Origin of the sequence: Desulfosarcina alkanivorans (assembly GCF_009688945.1) — a bacterium.
GTDB classification, from domain to species: domain Bacteria; phylum Desulfobacterota; class Desulfobacteria; order Desulfobacterales; family Desulfosarcinaceae; genus Desulfosarcina; species Desulfosarcina alkanivorans.
Genome location: NZ_AP021874.1, coordinates 6,491,792 through 6,509,257, shown reverse-complemented (window position 1 = coordinate 6,509,257; position 17,466 = coordinate 6,491,792). Strand labels below are relative to the sequence as shown.

At 58.4% G+C, this 17,466-nt stretch carries 13 protein-coding genes; 2 read left to right on the top strand and 11 right to left on the bottom strand.

What is annotated here, in order from left to right:
• Positions 1-194: 194 nt before the first annotated feature.
• From DSCA_RS28240 to DSCA_RS28230, 3 genes are read right to left on the bottom strand one after another with little or no spacing between them, the layout of a single operon-like run.
• Positions 195-1,022 carry an ABC transporter permease gene (locus tag DSCA_RS28240; protein WP_155319621.1) on the bottom strand — a complete coding sequence of 276 codons (828 nt, stop codon included), beginning with the start codon at positions 1,020-1,022 and terminating at the stop codon, positions 195-197.
• A gap of 20 nt (positions 1,023-1,042) precedes the next feature.
• Positions 1,043-2,014 (bottom strand): ABC transporter permease, encoded by a 972-nt coding sequence (locus tag DSCA_RS28235; RefSeq protein ID WP_155319620.1) that lies wholly within the window; start codon positions 2,012-2,014, stop codon positions 1,043-1,045.
• Complete coding sequence (locus tag DSCA_RS28230) at positions 2,014-3,603, bottom strand: ABC transporter substrate-binding protein (protein ID WP_155319619.1); 1,590 nt, start codon at positions 3,601-3,603, stop codon at positions 2,014-2,016. Before DSCA_RS28230 ends, DSCA_RS28235 begins: the two co-directional genes overlap by 1 nt.
• A 455-nt stretch (positions 3,604-4,058) precedes the next feature.
• Here DSCA_RS28230 and DSCA_RS28225 point away from each other — a divergent pair, with 455 nt between their 5' ends.
• Both DSCA_RS28225 and DSCA_RS28220 read left to right on the top strand, forming a co-directional pair.
• Positions 4,059-4,571: a MarR family winged helix-turn-helix transcriptional regulator gene (locus DSCA_RS28225; RefSeq protein ID WP_197904684.1), complete on the top strand. Its 513-nt coding sequence runs from the start codon at positions 4,059-4,061 to the stop codon at positions 4,569-4,571.
• 2 nt (positions 4,572-4,573) lie between these two features.
• Positions 4,574-5,992, top strand: coding sequence for an MATE family efflux transporter (locus DSCA_RS28220; RefSeq protein WP_155319618.1), 1,419 nt, complete (start codon positions 4,574-4,576; stop codon positions 5,990-5,992).
• Between the two features lie 96 nt (positions 5,993-6,088).
• On the opposite strand, the gene DSCA_RS28215 is transcribed toward DSCA_RS28220, so the two are convergent.
• The 8 genes from DSCA_RS28215 to DSCA_RS28180 all read right to left on the bottom strand — a co-directional run bounded on the left by DSCA_RS28215 (position 6,089) and on the right by DSCA_RS28180 (position 17,457).
• A complete protein-coding gene (locus DSCA_RS28215; protein WP_155319617.1) occupies positions 6,089-7,258 on the bottom strand; it encodes a hypothetical protein in 1,170 nt (389 codons plus the stop codon).
• Positions 7,259-7,477: 219 nt separating this feature from the next.
• Entirely contained in the window at positions 7,478-7,930 is a 453-nt protein-coding gene (locus DSCA_RS28210) for an aminoacyl-tRNA deacylase (protein WP_155319616.1), read from the bottom strand.
• Positions 7,931-8,218: 288 nt separating this feature from the next.
• Positions 8,219-10,222, bottom strand: coding sequence for a (Fe-S)-binding protein (locus DSCA_RS28205; RefSeq protein WP_155319615.1), 2,004 nt, complete (start codon positions 10,220-10,222; stop codon positions 8,219-8,221).
• A gap of 490 nt (positions 10,223-10,712) precedes the next feature.
• On the bottom strand, positions 10,713-11,669 hold the full coding sequence (locus DSCA_RS28200; protein WP_155319614.1) for an electron transfer flavoprotein subunit alpha/FixB family protein: 957 nt from the start codon (positions 11,667-11,669) through the stop codon (positions 10,713-10,715).
• A 181-nt stretch (positions 11,670-11,850) separates the two neighbouring features.
• Complete coding sequence (locus DSCA_RS28195; protein WP_155319613.1) at positions 11,851-12,621, bottom strand: electron transfer flavoprotein subunit beta/FixA family protein; 771 nt, start codon at positions 12,619-12,621, stop codon at positions 11,851-11,853.
• 239 nt (positions 12,622-12,860) lie between these two features.
• A complete protein-coding gene (locus tag DSCA_RS28190) occupies positions 12,861-15,278 on the bottom strand; it encodes a GcvT family protein (RefSeq protein ID WP_155319612.1) in 2,418 nt (805 codons plus the stop codon).
• A gap of 96 nt (positions 15,279-15,374) precedes the next feature.
• Positions 15,375-16,406, bottom strand: coding sequence for a branched-chain amino acid ABC transporter permease (locus tag DSCA_RS28185; protein WP_155319611.1), 1,032 nt, complete (start codon positions 16,404-16,406; stop codon positions 15,375-15,377).
• Between the two features lie 10 nt (positions 16,407-16,416).
• Positions 16,417-17,457 (bottom strand): branched-chain amino acid ABC transporter permease, encoded by a 1,041-nt coding sequence (locus DSCA_RS28180; protein WP_155319610.1) that lies wholly within the window; start codon positions 17,455-17,457, stop codon positions 16,417-16,419.
• Between the last annotated feature and the right edge of the window lie 9 nt (positions 17,458-17,466).

The following is a 17,466-nucleotide window of genomic DNA, read 5'->3' as shown; positions in this document are numbered from 1 at the left end:
CTTCTCAATTGGGTAAACTTTTTCCTTCGCATTCACTATCGGCGGCTGCAACTCATGCCACCATAAGGCCTCATCAAAAGCCCGGGACAAGGCTTGCGAAAAATGTAACCACAGGCATATGGGCGATATTCCGAGGATTACATTTTGAGCGTAGCGCAGATATCGGACTTTTCATGGGGCCGCCATTTCCCAAATCAATCCTCCAGACCACTGGCGATATGAAGGAACCAGTCCACGACCAGGTTGACGCCAACCGTCAAAAAGGCGATGGCGCCCGCCGGCCACAGGGGGGTAAAGATACCGAATGTGATGGCCCCCGAATTCTCACGCACCATACTGCCCCAGTCCGCCGTGGGAGGCTGGATCCCCAGCCCCAGAAAACTCAAGGCCGCAATGAACAGGAATACGAAGCAGAACCGCAGTCCGAACTCGGCCACCAGCGGCGGCATGGCGTTGGGCAAAATCTCATGGCGCATGAGCCACCAGAGGCCCTCACCCCGCAGACGGGCGGCCTCGACAAATTCCATCACCTCGATATCCATGGCCACCGCACGCGACAGGCGGTATACCCGCGTGGAATCCAGCAGCGCAATCACGACCACCAGCGCCGGAATCGAGGTCCCGACCACCGAAAGCACCATCAGGGCGAAAATCAGGGTGGGAAACGCCATCAGAATGTCCACGAAGCGGCTGAGCAGCTGATCCATCCAGCCCCCCACCGTGGCCGCCAGAAAGCCCCAGACGATGCCCACGATAAACGAAAGCGCGGTGATCAGGAAGGCGATGGCGATGGTGTTGCGGGCCCCATAGAGCAGACGCGAAAACAGATCCCGCCCCAGGTTGTCGGTGCCGACCAGGTGATCGCCACTGGCCGGCAGCCAGACATCGCCGACCACCTCCGTCTCCCCATAGGGCGCGATGGCCGGGGCCAGAAGGGCGGCCAGGAGGGCGATCAGGACCATGCCCATCCCGAGGCGGGCGCTGAAGGGCGCAGTGCGAAACAATTTCAACGAGCCTGTCATTAGGACCTCTTGTTCAACCGTCAGCGCGGATTGCGCAGACGGGGGTTGCTGACGATGGACAATACATCCGCCAGCAGGTTGAGCAGGACATAGGTGGCCGCAAAGACCAGACCGCTGGCCTGGACCACCGGGATGTCGCGCTTGGAAACGGAATCCACCAGCAGCTGTCCCAGCCCCGGGTATACAAAAACCACCTCGACGATCACGACGCCCACCACCAGATAGGCCAGGTTGAGGGCGATCACGTTGATCACCGGCGACAGGGCGTTGGGAAAGGCATGCAGGACCACCACACGCAGGCGCCGGAGGCCTTTCAGGTTGGCCATCTCGATGAAGGGGCTCGAAAGGATGTTGATGATGGCCGCCCGCGTCTGGCGCATCATGTGGGCGGTCACCACCAGCGCCAGGGTCAGACAGGGCAGAATAATGGCGTACAGCTTCTGCCATAAACTCATCTGGTCGTTGATGTTGGCGATGCTGGGAAAAATGGCCACCTGCACCGAAAACAGGGCGATCAGGATATAGGCCACAAAAAACTCGGGAAACGAAATGGTGCTGAGGGTCGCCATGGAGATCAGGCGATCGAACAGGGTGTTGCGGTGCAGGGCCGCCAGGATCCCCAGAAGGACGGCCACAGGCACGGCGATCATGGCCGTCACCCCGGCCAGGAAAAGGCTGTTGGCAAAGCGCCAGCTGATCAGGTCGACAACCGGTCGATGGTTGGCCAGGGAGTTGCCGAAGTCGCCCCTGATGAAGCCCCCCAGCCAGGAAAAATAGCGTACGTGGGGGGGCATATCGAGCTTGAGTTCCTTGCGGAAGGCCTCAACGGTTTCCGGGGTGGCGCTCTGCCCCAGAACCGCTTCGGCAAGATCCCCCGGCAGCGCTTCCACGCCCACAAAAATCAACACCGAGATCACCCAGAGGGTGACCAGCCCGAGGCCGATGCGCTTGAGCGCCAGGGCGGCAATACCGTTCAGTTTGGGAAGTTCCATTATGATTTGAACCACCAGCGTTCCGGCGCCCTGAAACCGTCCAGTTCCCAGTTGGCCGCCAGCTTGCCGTGGCCGATCTTGTCACTGGCCGCCGCCAGGTCGGCACTGAACATGGGCACCACCACGCCGCCTTCGTCGCGCACAATGTGCTGCATTTCCGCGTACATGCCGCGACGCTTCTTCTCGTCCAGTTCGGCCCGGGCCGCCACCAGCAGCTCGTTGAAACGCGTATGATCCCAGTAGGTGTCGTTCCAGGCCACGCCCCTGGCATAAGCCGTGGAAAACATCATGTCCTCGGTGGACCGTCCGCCCCAGAAAACCGCACAGAACGGTTTTTTCAGCCACACATTGCTCCAGTAGCCGTCATTGGGCTCGCGAACCACATCGATGGTGATACCGGCCTTGGCGGCCTGCTCCCTGTAAAGCACACCGGCATCCACGGCGCCCTTGAACGCCGCCTCGGCCGCGTGAAACTTGAAGGTCGTACCGGACAGCCCCGCCTTTTTGAGATGGAATTTGGCCTTGTCCGGATCATACTGCCGCTGGGGCAGCTCGCTGGCATGGTAACGGTTGGCCACGCTGATGGGGTGATCGTTGCCCACCCGGCCGTAGCCGCGCAGGATGGTTTTCACCAACTGCTCACGATCCACGGCGTATTTGAGAGCCAGGCGCACGTCATTGTTGTCGAAGGGCGCCGTATCGGTGCGCATGGCGAAGGTGAAGTGCTTGAACCCGTCCTGACGCATGACCTGGATGCCGGGCATGCGTTTGAAAAGGTGCACGGTCTTGAGGTCGCATCGGTTCATCACGTCGATCTGACCGGTCTTGAGGGCATTGGTGCGGGCATTGACGTCGTTGATGCCCAGTATTTCAATTTCGTCGAACCAGGCGCAGTCGGACTTGAAGTAGTTGGGGTTGCGGGTACAGAAGGCGCGCACACCCGGTTCAAAGTCCTTGATCACATAGGCACCGGTGAAAATGCCCTTGGCGAGGTCCGTGTCCTTGGGCCCGATCACCAGGTGATAGTCGCTCAGGGTATAGGGGAAATCGGCATTGCCGCTCTCCATTTCGAACGCCAGGGTGTACTTGTCCTCTTTTTTCATGCTGACGATGGACTCGACCAGCGCCTTGGCGGCTGACTTGGTGCCTTCTTTGCGATGCCAGTTGAGCGAATAGATCACATCGTCGGCGTCCATGCTTTTGCCGTCGTGAAACTCAACCCCCCGCCTCAGCTTGAAAATCCATTTTTTGGCGTCCGGGGTGGACTCCCAGCTCTCGGCCAGTTCCGGCACCGGCTGGCCATCCGCATCGATCTCCACCAGGCTGTTGCCCGATGCACCGTAAACCAGGGTCTGCGGCATCATGGCCAGCTGAATGCCCGGGTCCAGTGTATCGGAGGTGGCGCCGCCGTTCAGGCCGAGTCTCAGGCGCCCCCCTCTTTTCGGCGTATCGGCATGGGCCTGCCGAGGCATCAGCGTCGGGCTCAGCGTTGCTGCCAGTCCCAACGCGGCGGCACGCCGCAGGAATGCCCGCCGGCTCAAGCGTCCAAGTTCGAATAACCGTTCAAGTTCTTTAAGTGCGTCTTTCATGGTCTCCTCCGCGATTGGTAAGATAAAATTCAAGCACCACTGGGCAAAAGGTTAAATTCAAAGCGGATGCTTACCAGCCGAGGCATTGCTGGCAGGCATAGCCACATGGTCATTATCAGTCGGGGTTAGTGACGGGCACATAAATAACGGCGGGGCATCGCCTCAGCGATATTCATAAGTGTTCCAAAAAAGCGGACGGCGAGATTCTCTCTTAATAATCATAAAGACTTTATAACATACTTTCTGGTCAAAATAAACGGCTTCTAAAAAAAGACTGTTATGGCAATGTTTTACAAAATAAAAAGGTCTTATTTTCTTATATTTTTAATTAGCGTACTAAATAAATGCACCGTCGGCGGTTGACATGCCAATCGCACAAGGGCATAGATAACCCGCTCCAACGCTTTCCGGCAGACGGTATTCGACGAACGACGCAAAAAAAAAGGGATTGGGGAATGACCATGGTGGAACCGACCCAGGGCAGCATCAGCGACGAGGTATTGATTTCCCTGAGAAGACTGATTCGGGCCATTGATCTTCACTCCCGATACCTGTCCAAGCACTTCGGCCTGACCGGCCCTCAGCTGATCATCCTGCGAGAATTAACCAGGGCGGGAGAGATGTCTCCGGGAGAGGTCGCTGCATCCGTGAGTCTCAGCCAGGCGACGGTCACCGGAATTACCGATCGCCTTGAAAAACGGCAATTGATTACCAGAACGAAAAATGAGATCGACAGAAGGCGCGTCGTCATCCAGCCGACAGAGGCCTGCCGGAAGCTGTTGGCCCAGGCGCCACCGCCCATTCAGGAGTCCTTCTTAAATCAATTCGACACGCTGAAGGACTGGGAGCAATCCATGATTCTGAGTTCCCTGCAGCGGCTGGTTCAGATGATTGACGCCAAGGACATCAAGGCCTCCCCGGTTCTGACGGTCGGCCCCATCGAGATCACGCCGGAGAATACCCAATAGGGATGCCGCCACGTGATAAATGGTTGAAAAGATGGCGGCAGCACAGCCGGTACCGGGAGGTGGCCACCGTATGCGTCCCCCTAGTCATGGGAACGGCCGCCACCACGGTGATGGAGTTCACCGACAGGGTTTTCCTGGCGAATTTCAGCCTTGACGCAATTGCCGCCGCGACGCCTTCGGGGATCGCCGCATTTCTGTTTTTGGCCTTCTTTGGCGGTGTGGCCGCCTACCTTTCCGTCTTTATCGCTCAATACAAAGGCGCCGGGACCAGCCGGCGGATTGGCGCGGCACTCTGGCAGGGCCTGTATTTCAGCTTCGCTTCAGGTTGTATTCTGGGCCTGTCCTCGCTGTTCATGGCCGCCCCGATATTTTCACTGGCGGGTCACCCCCAGACCATTCAAGGCCTCGAGGCAATTTATTTTAAGATCTTGTGCGCGGGATCCGTTTTCCATATCAGCGTCCATGCCCTTTCGGCATTTTTCACCGGAAGGGGGGTGACCCGGCCGGTCATGATCATCTCCTTCATCGGCATGGCCTTCAACATTCCCCTGGACTATTCGCTGATCAACGGCATCTGGATCTTTCCGGAACTCGGCATCGCCGGCGCCGGCATTGCGACCGTATCGTCCTGGGCCCTGATGGCCCTGCTGTTTTCGGTGCTGACGTTCACTGCGGCCAACGAAAAAAACTATCGGATCATCAGTAGCCGCCGGATCGATGCCGATATGCTCATGCGGCTGATGAAGTACGGTATTCCCGGCGCCATGCAGTTCTGCCTGGATATCTTTGCCTTCACTTTTTTTATTTTCATGGTCGGACGGATCGGCGCGCTGGAACTGGCAGCCACCAGCATCGTTCTGTCCATCAGTTCCATCGCATTCATGCCGGCCATGGGTTTTTCCCAGGGAATCAGCACCCTGGTGGGCCAGGCGCTCGGCAGAAAAAAGCCCGCCGAAGCCCAATACGCAACCTTCAGCGCCATTCATTTTCTATTGTTGTATACCCTGTTCGTCGATCTGGCCTTCATGTTTGCGCCGGATAAAGCGCTGGCCCTTTTCATGGTCGGGGGCCAGACCGTCGGGGAAGCCGCGGTCATTATGGAAATGGGTCGCCGCCTGCTTCGGATCGTCGCCGTTTATCTTTTCATGGATGCCCTGTACATGAGTTTCGTCGGGGTTCTGAAAGGTGCCGGGGATACCCGGTTTGTGATGTGGAGCATCGGCGGTGCGGGCCTCTGCTTTATGGTGGTGCCCCTTTATGTCGGTATCCACCTTCTGCAATGTGGCGTGGTCTATGCCTGGATGTGCGTCCTGGCCTTCATCACCTCCCTTTTTGCGCTGTCATTTTTCCGTTACCGGCAGGGAAAATGGAAGCACATGCGGGTTGTCGAACACGCCCCCCACCGGGAAAAGGAGGGGTAATCGATAGCGGCAGCGTCTTCCACGATCATCCGTGCCGCGGGGCGAAAATCGATAATGACGCGAAGGCATGAAGGCCGGCCGATGGCCGGGGCCGAATTAAAACGGGTGGGATGACATCACAGGATTATGCCCGAGAATTTTTTTAAAATAGTCCAGGGCCAAAACGGCGTACAATTCATCGCGGGTCATCTGCTCGAGCAGGGCGTGGCTGTCAAACGTTCCACCGATTTTTTTCAGTAGGATTTCGGATGACGCGATGCGCTGCTCGAGGCCGGAAAGATAATCTCTGGCGTAGGCCCTCAAGGTGGGGGTCGGCAGGTTTTTGGATTTTGAAAAGGTCTCAGCCAATTGGGCCGGCTCCGGCAGCCGCGGGTCTTCCATCACCGCTGTAAAAGCGTGTGCCACCCGGACCAGCCCCCGATGAATATGTTTGGATTTGACCATGTTGATACCCGCCCAGCCGGCCTTCACCCAGCTGACGGTTCCGCAGGTGACGGCCGGACTTCCAGGATCCGCCTGATAATAAACGGTTATCCCGAATGAATCGTACATATAGGTATCGGCCCACCCCAGCCCCTTGACGTTCAACCCCTTATCCCGGGTGTACAGGTAGTTCCATTCATCGTCTTTGCCCAGCACCCACCCTTTTCGGCCCACCGCCGATGGTTTCTGCTGCCGATAGATATTTATCAGCACCTTCCCCTTCTGGTAGGGGCCGAGGATAACCATCCGGTCGACGTCGTAGCTGTAGTAGGCGCCGGTGTGCTGATCCGGTGTGATGGTGATGTGTTCGGTCCCTTTGAGGATGAATGTTGAATTCCAATCGGTGGAGGCCGATTTCAGCCGGGCAAACTGCTGGTCTCCGCCTTCCACCCGGGTCCACCGGGAGAGCCGCAGGGATGACGGCCAAAAGAAAAATGACGGGATGTCGGCATCCAGGATATAATCGGTGATGCGCTGGACACCGGAATGGACGGTAAATTCATTGTATGCGGACGGTGCGTCGAAGGAATCATCTGCCCGGTAAAGGGCGCCGTCCGGCTTGGGTGACAGAAGAAACGCCATCAACGGCGCGATGCGCTGCGCATCACAGGCAGCACCATCCTCCGTTCGGGCCAGATCCAGAAGGTAATGAAGCGTCGAAATGGCGCCCGGCGGCAACGTTTCGGGCGCCTCCGATGCAATGGCACTGCCGGCCATCAGAAATAACAGACAACCGGCGGTAAAGGATAAGAACGTCCGACAGAAAAAAGCAACAGGCTTCATGAAACACTCGATTTAGCTGTTCGAATGGCGCCGCAAAAAGGCCCAACTGACGCATTGGTTCCAAAACGGTGCCCGGGATTATGCCAGCGGGTAATTTAATGGATATCGAGGGGAAAGGCCAGTAAAAGAAATGTCACGATGGAGGAATGGTGCCGGCGGCAACCGGATGCCAGGAAGGCGCCGGCCAATATTGCCGGCGCCCATCACCGCACCGTGGGGTCAGATGAATTTCGGCTTGCTGACCTTCTTGAGGTCCCAGGCTTTGATTTTAAACGATTTGTCGTGCCGGCCCGGATTGAAATAGACGACATCCTTTTTGGCCAGATCCGGATCCATAAAAATCGGCAGGGACGCCAGCTGGCCGAAGGGCGGCACGCAGCCCACCTCGCAGCCCACCTTTTCCAGCACCGCCTCGGGCTTGGCAAAGGAGACCTTTTTGGTCCCGATGCCTGCCGCGGCCTTTTTCCAGTCCACCTTCTTGTCGCCGGGCAGCACCAGCACCACCATCTGCTTCTCCTTGGTGAGCAGCACCAGGGACTTTACGGTTTCGGCCTCGCTGACCCCCAGGGCCTCGGCCATGGCCGGGTTGGTGTACACCGGCTCGTGCTCGACCACCTCGTAGGCAATCTTGTTCTTCTTGAGGATATCGACGATGTTGGCTTCTACGGGCATATACACCTCCCAATAAACACGTTCCTGATCTCAATACCCAAACTTCAAATAAATTCCAAACCACAATATCGAAAGTTCAAACGGGAGCGAAGGCCGACAGCTGATCGTTACTTTGATTTCTCCTGTATTGGAATGTCCTTCCTTCAAGATCTAAAGGTTTGGAATTTTGGATTTGGGTCATTGCGATTTAGTTGTGATTTTGTTTTTGACTATTGTAATTTGATTTCCAACATCCGACACAGAAAGTACCAATTTCAGTGTATGCAACCGTGCCGTAACCATCGCGTATCAGGACGTGGCTTCATCAACCAGTTCGGCAATGTCCTTGACCACGACCGCCGCCTCCTTGTCCATCAGCCCGTCGGAAAGCATGGTGGCACAAAACGGGCAGGCGGCGGCCACGGTGGCCGCGCCGGTACCGATCACCTCTTCGGCCCGATCCACGTTGATGCGACGCCCCAGATTCTCCTCCATGAACATGCGGCCGCCGCCGGCCCCGCAACAGAATCCCTTTTGCCCGATGCGCGTCATCTCGGTCAACTGCCCCCTGTTCATGGAGCGCAGCAGGTCGCGGGGCGGCTGGACGATGCCGTTCCATCGGCTCAGGTAGCATGAATCATGGAAGGTCAGTGTTCCCAGGCTGTTTCCGTTGGGCTTCAACCGCCCCTGCTTGTGCAGGTCGAAGAGCAGCTCGGCGTGGCTGACCACCGGATAACTGGCGCCGAACTGGGGGTATTCGTTCTTGATGATGTTGAAGCAGTGAGGGCAGCCGGTGAGTATTTGCCTCGGTTTATACCCGTTGAGTGTCTCCACGTTCTGCTGGATCAGCATCTGGGCCAGGTACTCGTTGCCGGCGCGACGCGCCATGTCGCCATTGCAGGCCTCCTCCGGCCCCAGGATGGCGAAGTTCACCCCGGCACGCTGGAGCACGCGGGCCATGGCCTGGGAGATTTTCTTGCCACGGTCGTCAAAGGAGCCGGCGCAGCCCACGAACCAGAGCAGGTCGGCGTCGGGGTTGTCGCCCATCAGGGGCACGTCCATACCCTTGCACCAGTCGGCACGGCTGTCGGCGCCGAACCCCCAGGGGTTGGCCTGGTTTTCCAGGTTGGTGAAGGTTTCCTGAACCTCCGGGGGAAAGCTGGCCTCCATGAGCACCTGGTGTTTGCGCGCTTCGACGATGAAGTCCAGGTGTTCGATGTTCACGGGGCAGATGTCTTCGCAGGCCCGGCAGGTGGTACAGGACCAGAGCACATCACCGGTCACCGGCGAGTCCTCCCGGACGATGGGCTGCACCTGGTCGAAGTTGCCGCCCAGAATGGCATCGGATTGGCCCAGAAGGTCCACCTTGAGGTCATGGACGATCTGCTTCGGTGAAAGCGGCTTGTCCGTATTGGCTGCCGGGCACTGCTCCTCGCAGCGGCCGCACTCGGTGCAGGCGTAAAGGTTGAGGACATTCTTCCAGTTCAGTTCACTGACCTTGCCCAGGCCAAATGTCTCCAGGTCCTCGTTTTCGATGTCGGTTTTGACGATGGCCTTTTCACGCGCCAGCGGTTTCAAGAAGACATTGGGGGCGGCTGCCAGCAGGTGCAGGTGCTTGGACCCGGGGATATAGACCAGGAATCCCATGATCGTGGCCATGTGGATCCAGTAGGCAATCTCGTAGCCGGCAAAAATCTGCTGCGGGCCCATCTGATCAAGGCCGAAGAATCCGACCAACAGGCTGGACAGGGGAAACACCCCCCGGTAATCGAAGGCACCGGGTTCTGCTGGCAGCAGGGTCTGAAAGGCATTGATAAACTGAAAAGTGATGATGATCAGGCAAGTAAACAGGATGATCAGGTTGGCGTCGGTACCCATGGTCAGGTAGGCAGGGCGCACCATGGTCCGCCGGTAGATGGCATAGGCAAAACCCACCAGGACGAAGGAAGCCAGGATATCGGCCGCAAACAGGTACCCCCCGTAAAGCCCGGGGATCCAGTGCCCGACTTCGAAAGCCGGACAGACGCCCTTGATCATCAACTCCAGACTGTGGGGCTGCACGGCCAGAAAACCGAAAAAGATCAGGGTATGGGCGATGCCGGGAAGTTTCTTGCGGCGCACGTTGGCCTGCCCCAGCACGTCCTTGAACAATACGCCGATCCGTTTGCCGATCTGGTCCAGCTTGAATTCGGCGGCGCCCTCTACGGCCATCATCAGGCGGTAAAGCCGCCTGACCCGAATGGAAAAAAAGGAGAATGCCCCGACCAGGGCCATGAGCATGACAAAGGATTTGATGATGGTATATTGTTCCATTACCTACTCCGCAAATGTTTGCTGCTTTGTTGGATTGACCTTAGATGGTTATGAATTCAAGCATTCGGATTGCTCCGAGGTCAGAATTCAGAAGCCGGAATCCAGCAGTTGATTGGATTCGCTTCGCTCGGCTATTTTACGAATCCCCCTCACCCTGTCCCTCTGCCCCATAGGGGGCGAAGAAACGCTTGAGTGGCGATTGGCCATTCATCGGTTGAAGCCGCATCCCAAGCCTCCCTCTCCCATCGAGGGGAGAGGGGTGATCGGGATCCGTTCCAGCCATTGTTTTCCTGCGGGTGCCGGTTCACATCCGGTAGATTTCGGTTAAGCAACTATCCTGGTTTAAAAATGGCCGTTTGGAAGCGGCAGGTTGGGGTCCAGATCAAGACCGCAGGAGGATTGAAACCACAGACGTAGCAGCGCTACGTCGAGGCTTGCAATCCTCCGAGAACGCCGATATGGCCCTCAAGATGCCGTTTTCAAATGGTCATTACAGTTTTTCTTTAAGCACTTCGGTCAGCACCGGCACGACCTCGAACAGGTCACCGATAATCCCATAATCGCACTTTTCGAAAATGGGTGCATCCTTGTCGGTGTTGATGGCCACGATCACCTTGGAGGTTTTCATGCCGGCAAAGTGCTGAACCGAACCGGACAGGCCGCAGCCGATGTACAGTCGCGGGCTGACCGTTTTTCCGGTCTGTCCCACCTGCATGGGGTGGGGGGCAAACCCCGCATCCACGGCAGCGCGGGAGGCGCCGGTGGCGCCGCCCAGCAGGCGGGCACATTCATCCAGGATTTTATAGTTGTCCGCCGAAGCAATGGGCCGCCCGCCGGTCACGATGACGGCGGCTTCGGTCAGATCGACGTTGTCGATGGTTTCTTTTTTAACGTCCACCACCCTGACCAGCCCGGGATCCTGCACGGCGGCCGCAAAGGACTCGACGGCAGCCTCTGCCGGTGCTTCCTGCGCCTCGACGGCGTTGGGGCGAACGGCGCACAGCATCACGCTGCCGGACATTTTGACGGTAGCAAAGGTCTTTCCGGAAAAATGGGATTTCTTCACGGTTTTGGCAGCGAGGTCGAGGGCCACGCAGTCCGAGGCCAGGGGCAGGTCCATGGACGCCGCCAGACGGGCAAAGAGATCCCGACCCTGGGCGCTGGCCAGCCCCAGCAGGACGTCCAGATTGAAATTCTCGATGGCGGCGGCCAATGCCCGCGCCTTGAGGTCGGGGCTGGCATCCAGATCAGCGCCATCCACGGAGACCTGAACCACTTTCGTGGCACCGTATTTTTCAAGCGAGCCCTTGGCCTCTTCCGCCGACCCATCCATCATCAGGGCGACGATCGTGCCATCACCCTGTCCACGGGCGGCGGTGAGAACACCGAAGTTGGTATCCTTGACATTGCCGTCTTCGGTTTCAATCAAAACACCGATGGTAGCCATAATTAATTCTCCTTATATCGCCGTGTAATAGACGACGCTCGAGTCTATCGGGAAATGGTAGATTGTGTTCCGGGGCAAGGCCGCAGCATTTTTCACACCACAGGCGCAGCAGCGCTGCGTCGAGGATGGGGAAAATGTGAGAACGCCGGCCCGGGGCGCAAGATGCCGTTTCCGGCCGACATTAAATCACTTTTTCTTCTTCTTTGAGTATCTTCACCAGCGCCTCCACCGCCTGACGGACGTCACCATCCATCATCCTGGCGCCGGTGCGCTCGGGGACTTTCTCCAGCTTGACCAGTTCGCTGCCGGCGCTGTCGGCGGACAATCCCAGGTCGGCCAGGGCAATCTCCTTGATGGGTTTTTTCTTGGCCTTCATGATATCCGGGAATTTGGGGTAGCGCGGTTCGTTGAGCCCCTTGGTGGCACCCAGCACGCATGGCAGGTTGACCTCGAGCACCTCCCTTGCACCGCCACCGATCTCGTGTCCGACCGTGGCTTTGCCATCAGCCAGGTCCATCTGGTTGATTTCATTGACCACCGGCAGCCCCATGGCTGCGGCCAGCCGATACGGGGTCTGAAAGCCTTCGGTGTCCACGGCCCCCTTGCCGGTGAAGATGATGTCCGCCTGGCCGTCCTGTTCGATGGCGGCCTTCAGGGCCCGGGCCGTAATCTGGCTGTCCAGAAACTGGCTGTCCAGGGTCACCAGGATGCCGCGATGGGCGCCCATGGCCATGGCCGCGCGGATGGTTCCGGCTGCCGCCGCCTTGCCCACGGTAACGACGATCACTTCTCCGCCATTCTTCTCCACCAGCTGCACGGCCTGTTCGACAGCGTATTCGTCGTAGGGGTTGGCGATGAATTTACAGGCGCCATCATCGAAGCCGTTCTCACCGACAATCTTGATGTTGGCCGCCGTGTCGGGTACATGTTTAACGCATACGTATATCTGCATAATAGAATCCTCTATGGTCTAAAAGTACTCAACATCCTCCATTTACCGGAGAAAGCGGGCACGACCCCGTCTTTTTGGGAGGTGCCTCGGGTCGTACCCGCCCCGGCAGCAGGAGGAGGTCCTGCAAGCTATGATTTTGAATCACTAATTTTTAATTTCAGATGAAGGTATTATAAATTTATCAATCGACGGAATTCATCAATTTACAATTCAACATTCAAAATTAATAATTGCCCTTTCTATGCTTTCATCCGCTCGTTTTTCGGGTCATACAGCGGCATGGCCACGACTTCAGCAGCCAGGCGCTTGCCCAGCACCTCCACGTCCAGACGGGTTCCCGGTGCGGCCAGTGCGGGCGGCACGTAGCCCAGTGCAATGCTCTTGTCCGTCCGGTGCCCATACCCGCCCGAAGAGGTCATGCCAACGATTTCCTCACCGTTGAAAATGGGGTTGTACCCCCACGGGTCGGCGTCGTCCGCCTCGCAAACCAGGCAGACCAGCTGTCGGGGAACCCCCTCGGCCTTCTGCTTTTCCAGTCCGGCCTTGCCGATGAAATCCTTGTCCATCTTCACCGTCCAGGCCACGTTGGTTTCCAGGGGGGTGTGGTGGACGTTCATTTCACTCTTCCAGGCCAGATAGCCTTTTTCAAGACGCATGGAATCCATGGCGTACATGCCGAACATCTTGAGATCATGGGCCTCGCCGGCTGCCATCAGGCTCTGAAAAACGGAAATCTGGGATTCGATGGGATGAAAAATCTCGTAGCCGAGTTCACCGACGTAGTTCATGCGGTTGACCCGGCACTTGACCCGGCCCACATAGATCTCACGGCTGGTACCGAAGGCGAATGCCTCGTTGGAAACGTCGTCGTAGCAGGCCTTGGCCAATACCTCACGGCTTTTGGGACCGGCGATTACCAGGCAGCCCAGCTTGTAGGTAACATCTTCCATGCAGACGCTGCCGTCGGCGGGCAGGTTCTCCATCAGCCAGTGCTGGTCGTGGCGCTTGCCCACCGAGGCGGTCACGCAGAAGTAATCGTTGTCCCGGATCCGGGTAATGGTCATGTCCGATTTAAAATTGCCGTTGTGATCCAGCATGGGGGACAGGGCGATACGACCGTCCCGGACCGGCACCTTCTGGCAGGTCAGGGTATTGAGCCAGGCCTCGGCACCGGGCCCGGTGATGCGGGTTTTGGCAAAACGCGAAAGATCCAGAATGCCGGCGTGTTCCATGACGTGCTTGCATTCGGCATCCACATATGCATTGGTGTTGTTGCGCTTCCAGCCCGGGGTTTCCCGTTTGTCGGCGGTGTTGTCAGTGAAGTAGTTGGGGCATTCCCAGCCGTAGTAGTCGCCGAACACGGCGCCGGCCTGCTTCTGGTATTCGTAGATGGGCGCGGTGCGGTTGGGACGGGCGGCGTCGCGCCAGTCGTTGGGGCAGATGATGGCGTAGAGGCGCGGATAGGTGTCTTCGATCTTCTCATGGTTGTAGGCCCAGTTGGCGTAGCTGCCGTAGCGGCGGCTGTCCACCGGCCACAGGTCGATTTCGGGCTCACCGTTCATGATCCAGCCGGCCAGATAGTGGCCGATGCCGCCGGCCTGGGTAATGCCGAAGCTGTATCCGCAGGCATGGAAGAAATTCTTCAGCGGGTAGGCCGGTCCCACCAGCGGGTCGCCGTTGGGGGTGTAGGTGATCGGACCGTCGGTCACGTGCTTGAAGCCGGTCTCGCCCATGATGGGGAAGCGATGGATGCCGTGCTCGATGAAATCGGCGATGTGGTCGATGTCCGGCTGCAGTTCGGTCTGGGCGTAGTCCCATGGCACCCCTTTGGGGTTCCATTGCTTGACCTTGCTCTCGTACAGGCCCAGAATCAGGCTGTCCATTTCCTGGCGGATATAGATGGACCGATCGGGGTCCCGAACCAGCGGCAGGTAGGTGTCGTGGCTGTCCACCGCATCGATGGCTTCGAAAAGAATATGGGTGTGCTCGCCGGCAATGGAAGGGATTTCCAGACCCACCATCCTGGCCACCTCCGGCGCCCACAGGCCGGCTGCGTTGACCACGTATTCACAGGTGACGTCGCCCTTGTCGGTGTGCACCAGCCACTCGCCGGAAGCGGTGCGGTCGATGCCGGTCACCTGGGTGTGGGTGTTGATCTCGGCACCATGCTTCTTGGCACCGATGCTCATGGCCATGGTGATCCCGTTGGGGTCCACGTCGCCGTCGTCGGGCCAGTAGAGACCGCCGATAATTCCGTCGGTGTTCATCAACGGATGCATCTCTTTCATCTTTTCCGGGGACATCCAGTCCACGTCCAGGCCCAGGCAGCGGTTCATGCTGTAGATGTAGCCCAGTTCTTCCATGCGGCCCGGATTGTCGGCCGTACGGATGGAACCGGTGGTGTGCCAGCCGACGCTCTGGCCGGTTTCAGCTTCCAGCCCCTGGTAAATCTCGATGCTCTTCATATTGACCTGGGTGCAGTAGTAGTTGCCGTGGAAAAATGAACAGTTCCCGGCAGCCATCCAGGTGGACCCGGAAGTCAGCTCGTGTTTTTCGATCAGAACCACGTCTTCCCAGCCATATTTGGCCAGATGGTAAGCCACACTCACACCAATGGCGCCACCGCCGATGACGACCACTCTTGCCTGTGTTTTCATAGCGTTTCTTCTCCTTTTACGTGTAGAAATTGCATCGGCGAATCACATAGGCCGAATTTAATTTATAGTTTACAGGTCGTTATAAGCCTATACGCCTCACTTGGCACTTCCGCAGGCCCCATTCAGGAAATAATCCATCATCCGGTTTTTGGGTTTACGCACGTAGGTGTCGAAGAACTGGGCGAATCCCCCGGGGTAGTAGATCATCACCACGATCAGCAGCAGGCCGTACAGCAGCAGGTTCAATCCCGGCAGGTTGGTCAGGGACGAGCGCACCAGCTCCATGGCGAAGATGAAGGGAAAGGCGATGGCCGCCCCGCCCCACAGGCTGCCCCGGCCGCCGATGTAGGCCACGGCCAGCACTTCGACAGTTTTGGAGGTGTGCATCATGTCCGGGGTGAGGATCCCGTAATAATGGGCGTAAAAGCCGCCCAGCACCCCGCCCAGGGCGCACGAGAGCACGAAGTTGCTCACCCGGTAGAACACCGGGTTGATCCCCGAGGTGCGCGCCGCTTCCATGTTCTGGCCGATGGCTTTAAATGCCACCCCCATGCGCGTGCGCGTCACCCACTTGCAGATGATGTAGATGCCGACCATCAGGGCCAGGCACAGGTAGTAGTAGGGCACGTTGGACTGGGTCTCGAACAGCCGGTCCACCCGCATGCCCAGGGGCCCGCGGGTCAGCCATACCATCTTGGTGGCCAGACCCATGAGCGCCAGGCCGAAGAACCAGGCCAGGCAGGCGGCGAAGATGCCCCGCAGCCTGAGGGTGATCATGCCGATGATCAGTCCCAGCACGGCGGCGGTCACCCCCCCGGCCAGCATGCCCAGCCAGGGGCTCAGGCCGATGCGCTCGGCCAGGATGGCCGAGGTGTAGCCCCCCAGCCCCATGATGGCGCAGTAGCCGAAGTTGACAATGTTGATCAGCCCGGCGGTAAAGTCGAAGGCGATGGCCAGGGAGGCAATGAAGGCGGCACTGACCAGCCAGCGGACCAGGTACTCCTGGTTGAAGGGCGGAACCAGGGGCAATACCACCAGGACCAGCAGGGCGAGCAGGCCCAGCGGGGTAAAGCAGAGCAGGTCCAGCAGCCGGTCAAAAGGATTGACGCTCGGGGTCGTGTTGTCCATGAATCCTCCGTTACTTGTCCAGTACGCCGCGCACTTCGGAGCCGAATATGCCGCTGGGTTTGAATATCAGAATCACGATGATCAGGGCCGACGGCACCACGAAGTCCCAGCCGGAGCCGATGTATTCCACCGTGAGCACCTTGAGCAGGGCCACCATGAAGGCGCCCATCACCGCCCCGAGCACGTTGCCCAGGCCGGCCAGGATCACCACGAACCAGGCCATGTACAACGGCTCCAGCCCCACCGACGGGTAGGAGGGGTACATGAACAGCAGGCCGGCACCGGCAATGGCCGCCAGGGCGCAGGACAGGGACATGGTCAGCAGCAGGATCCCGTTGAGGCCGATGCCCACCATCAGGGCCCCGGTCTCGTCCTGGGAGACGGCCCGGATGGCCCGCCCCGTACGGGTGTAGGTCATGAAAAACCAGAACGCGGCCACCACCACCGCCGCCAGGATGAAGGCGATGCCCCGGTCTTTGGAGATGTAGACGTCCATGATCGAAAAGGGCATGCCGCTCCAGTAGCCGACGATGCCTTTGAAGTCAGCCCCGAAAAACAGCTGATGGGCGTTGATCAGCACCACCGACAGGCCCACGGTGAGCAGAAACGAATTCATCACCCAGTTCTCGCGGCTGCGCTTGCGAAGCTGGCGGAATACCAGCAGTTCGGAGGCGACCCCGGCCAGGGCGCCGATGATCATGGCCGCCACGATGGTGACCAGCGGCCCCCAGAAAGCAAGCAGCGATTCGGGATGCGTGCTGACGTATTCGCTGATCGGGGTAAAGACATAGTAGGCCACCAGGGTGCCGATCATGAAGTATTCCCCGTGGGCGAACATGGGAATGTTGAGCACCCCCAGGGTCAGGGCCAGGCCCATGGCCACCAGGGCCGTCATGCCGCCGGTGACGACGGTGTTCACCAGCACGTAGCCCCCCCGGTCCAGGGTGGCCAGCAGGGCAATCACCACCGTGGCGATGACCGTTAAACCGGCCAGGGACCGGCACCATTTTAAGACCCGCTCCCAGATGCGTTTTTCTACCTGTTCTACCATGTACCGTTT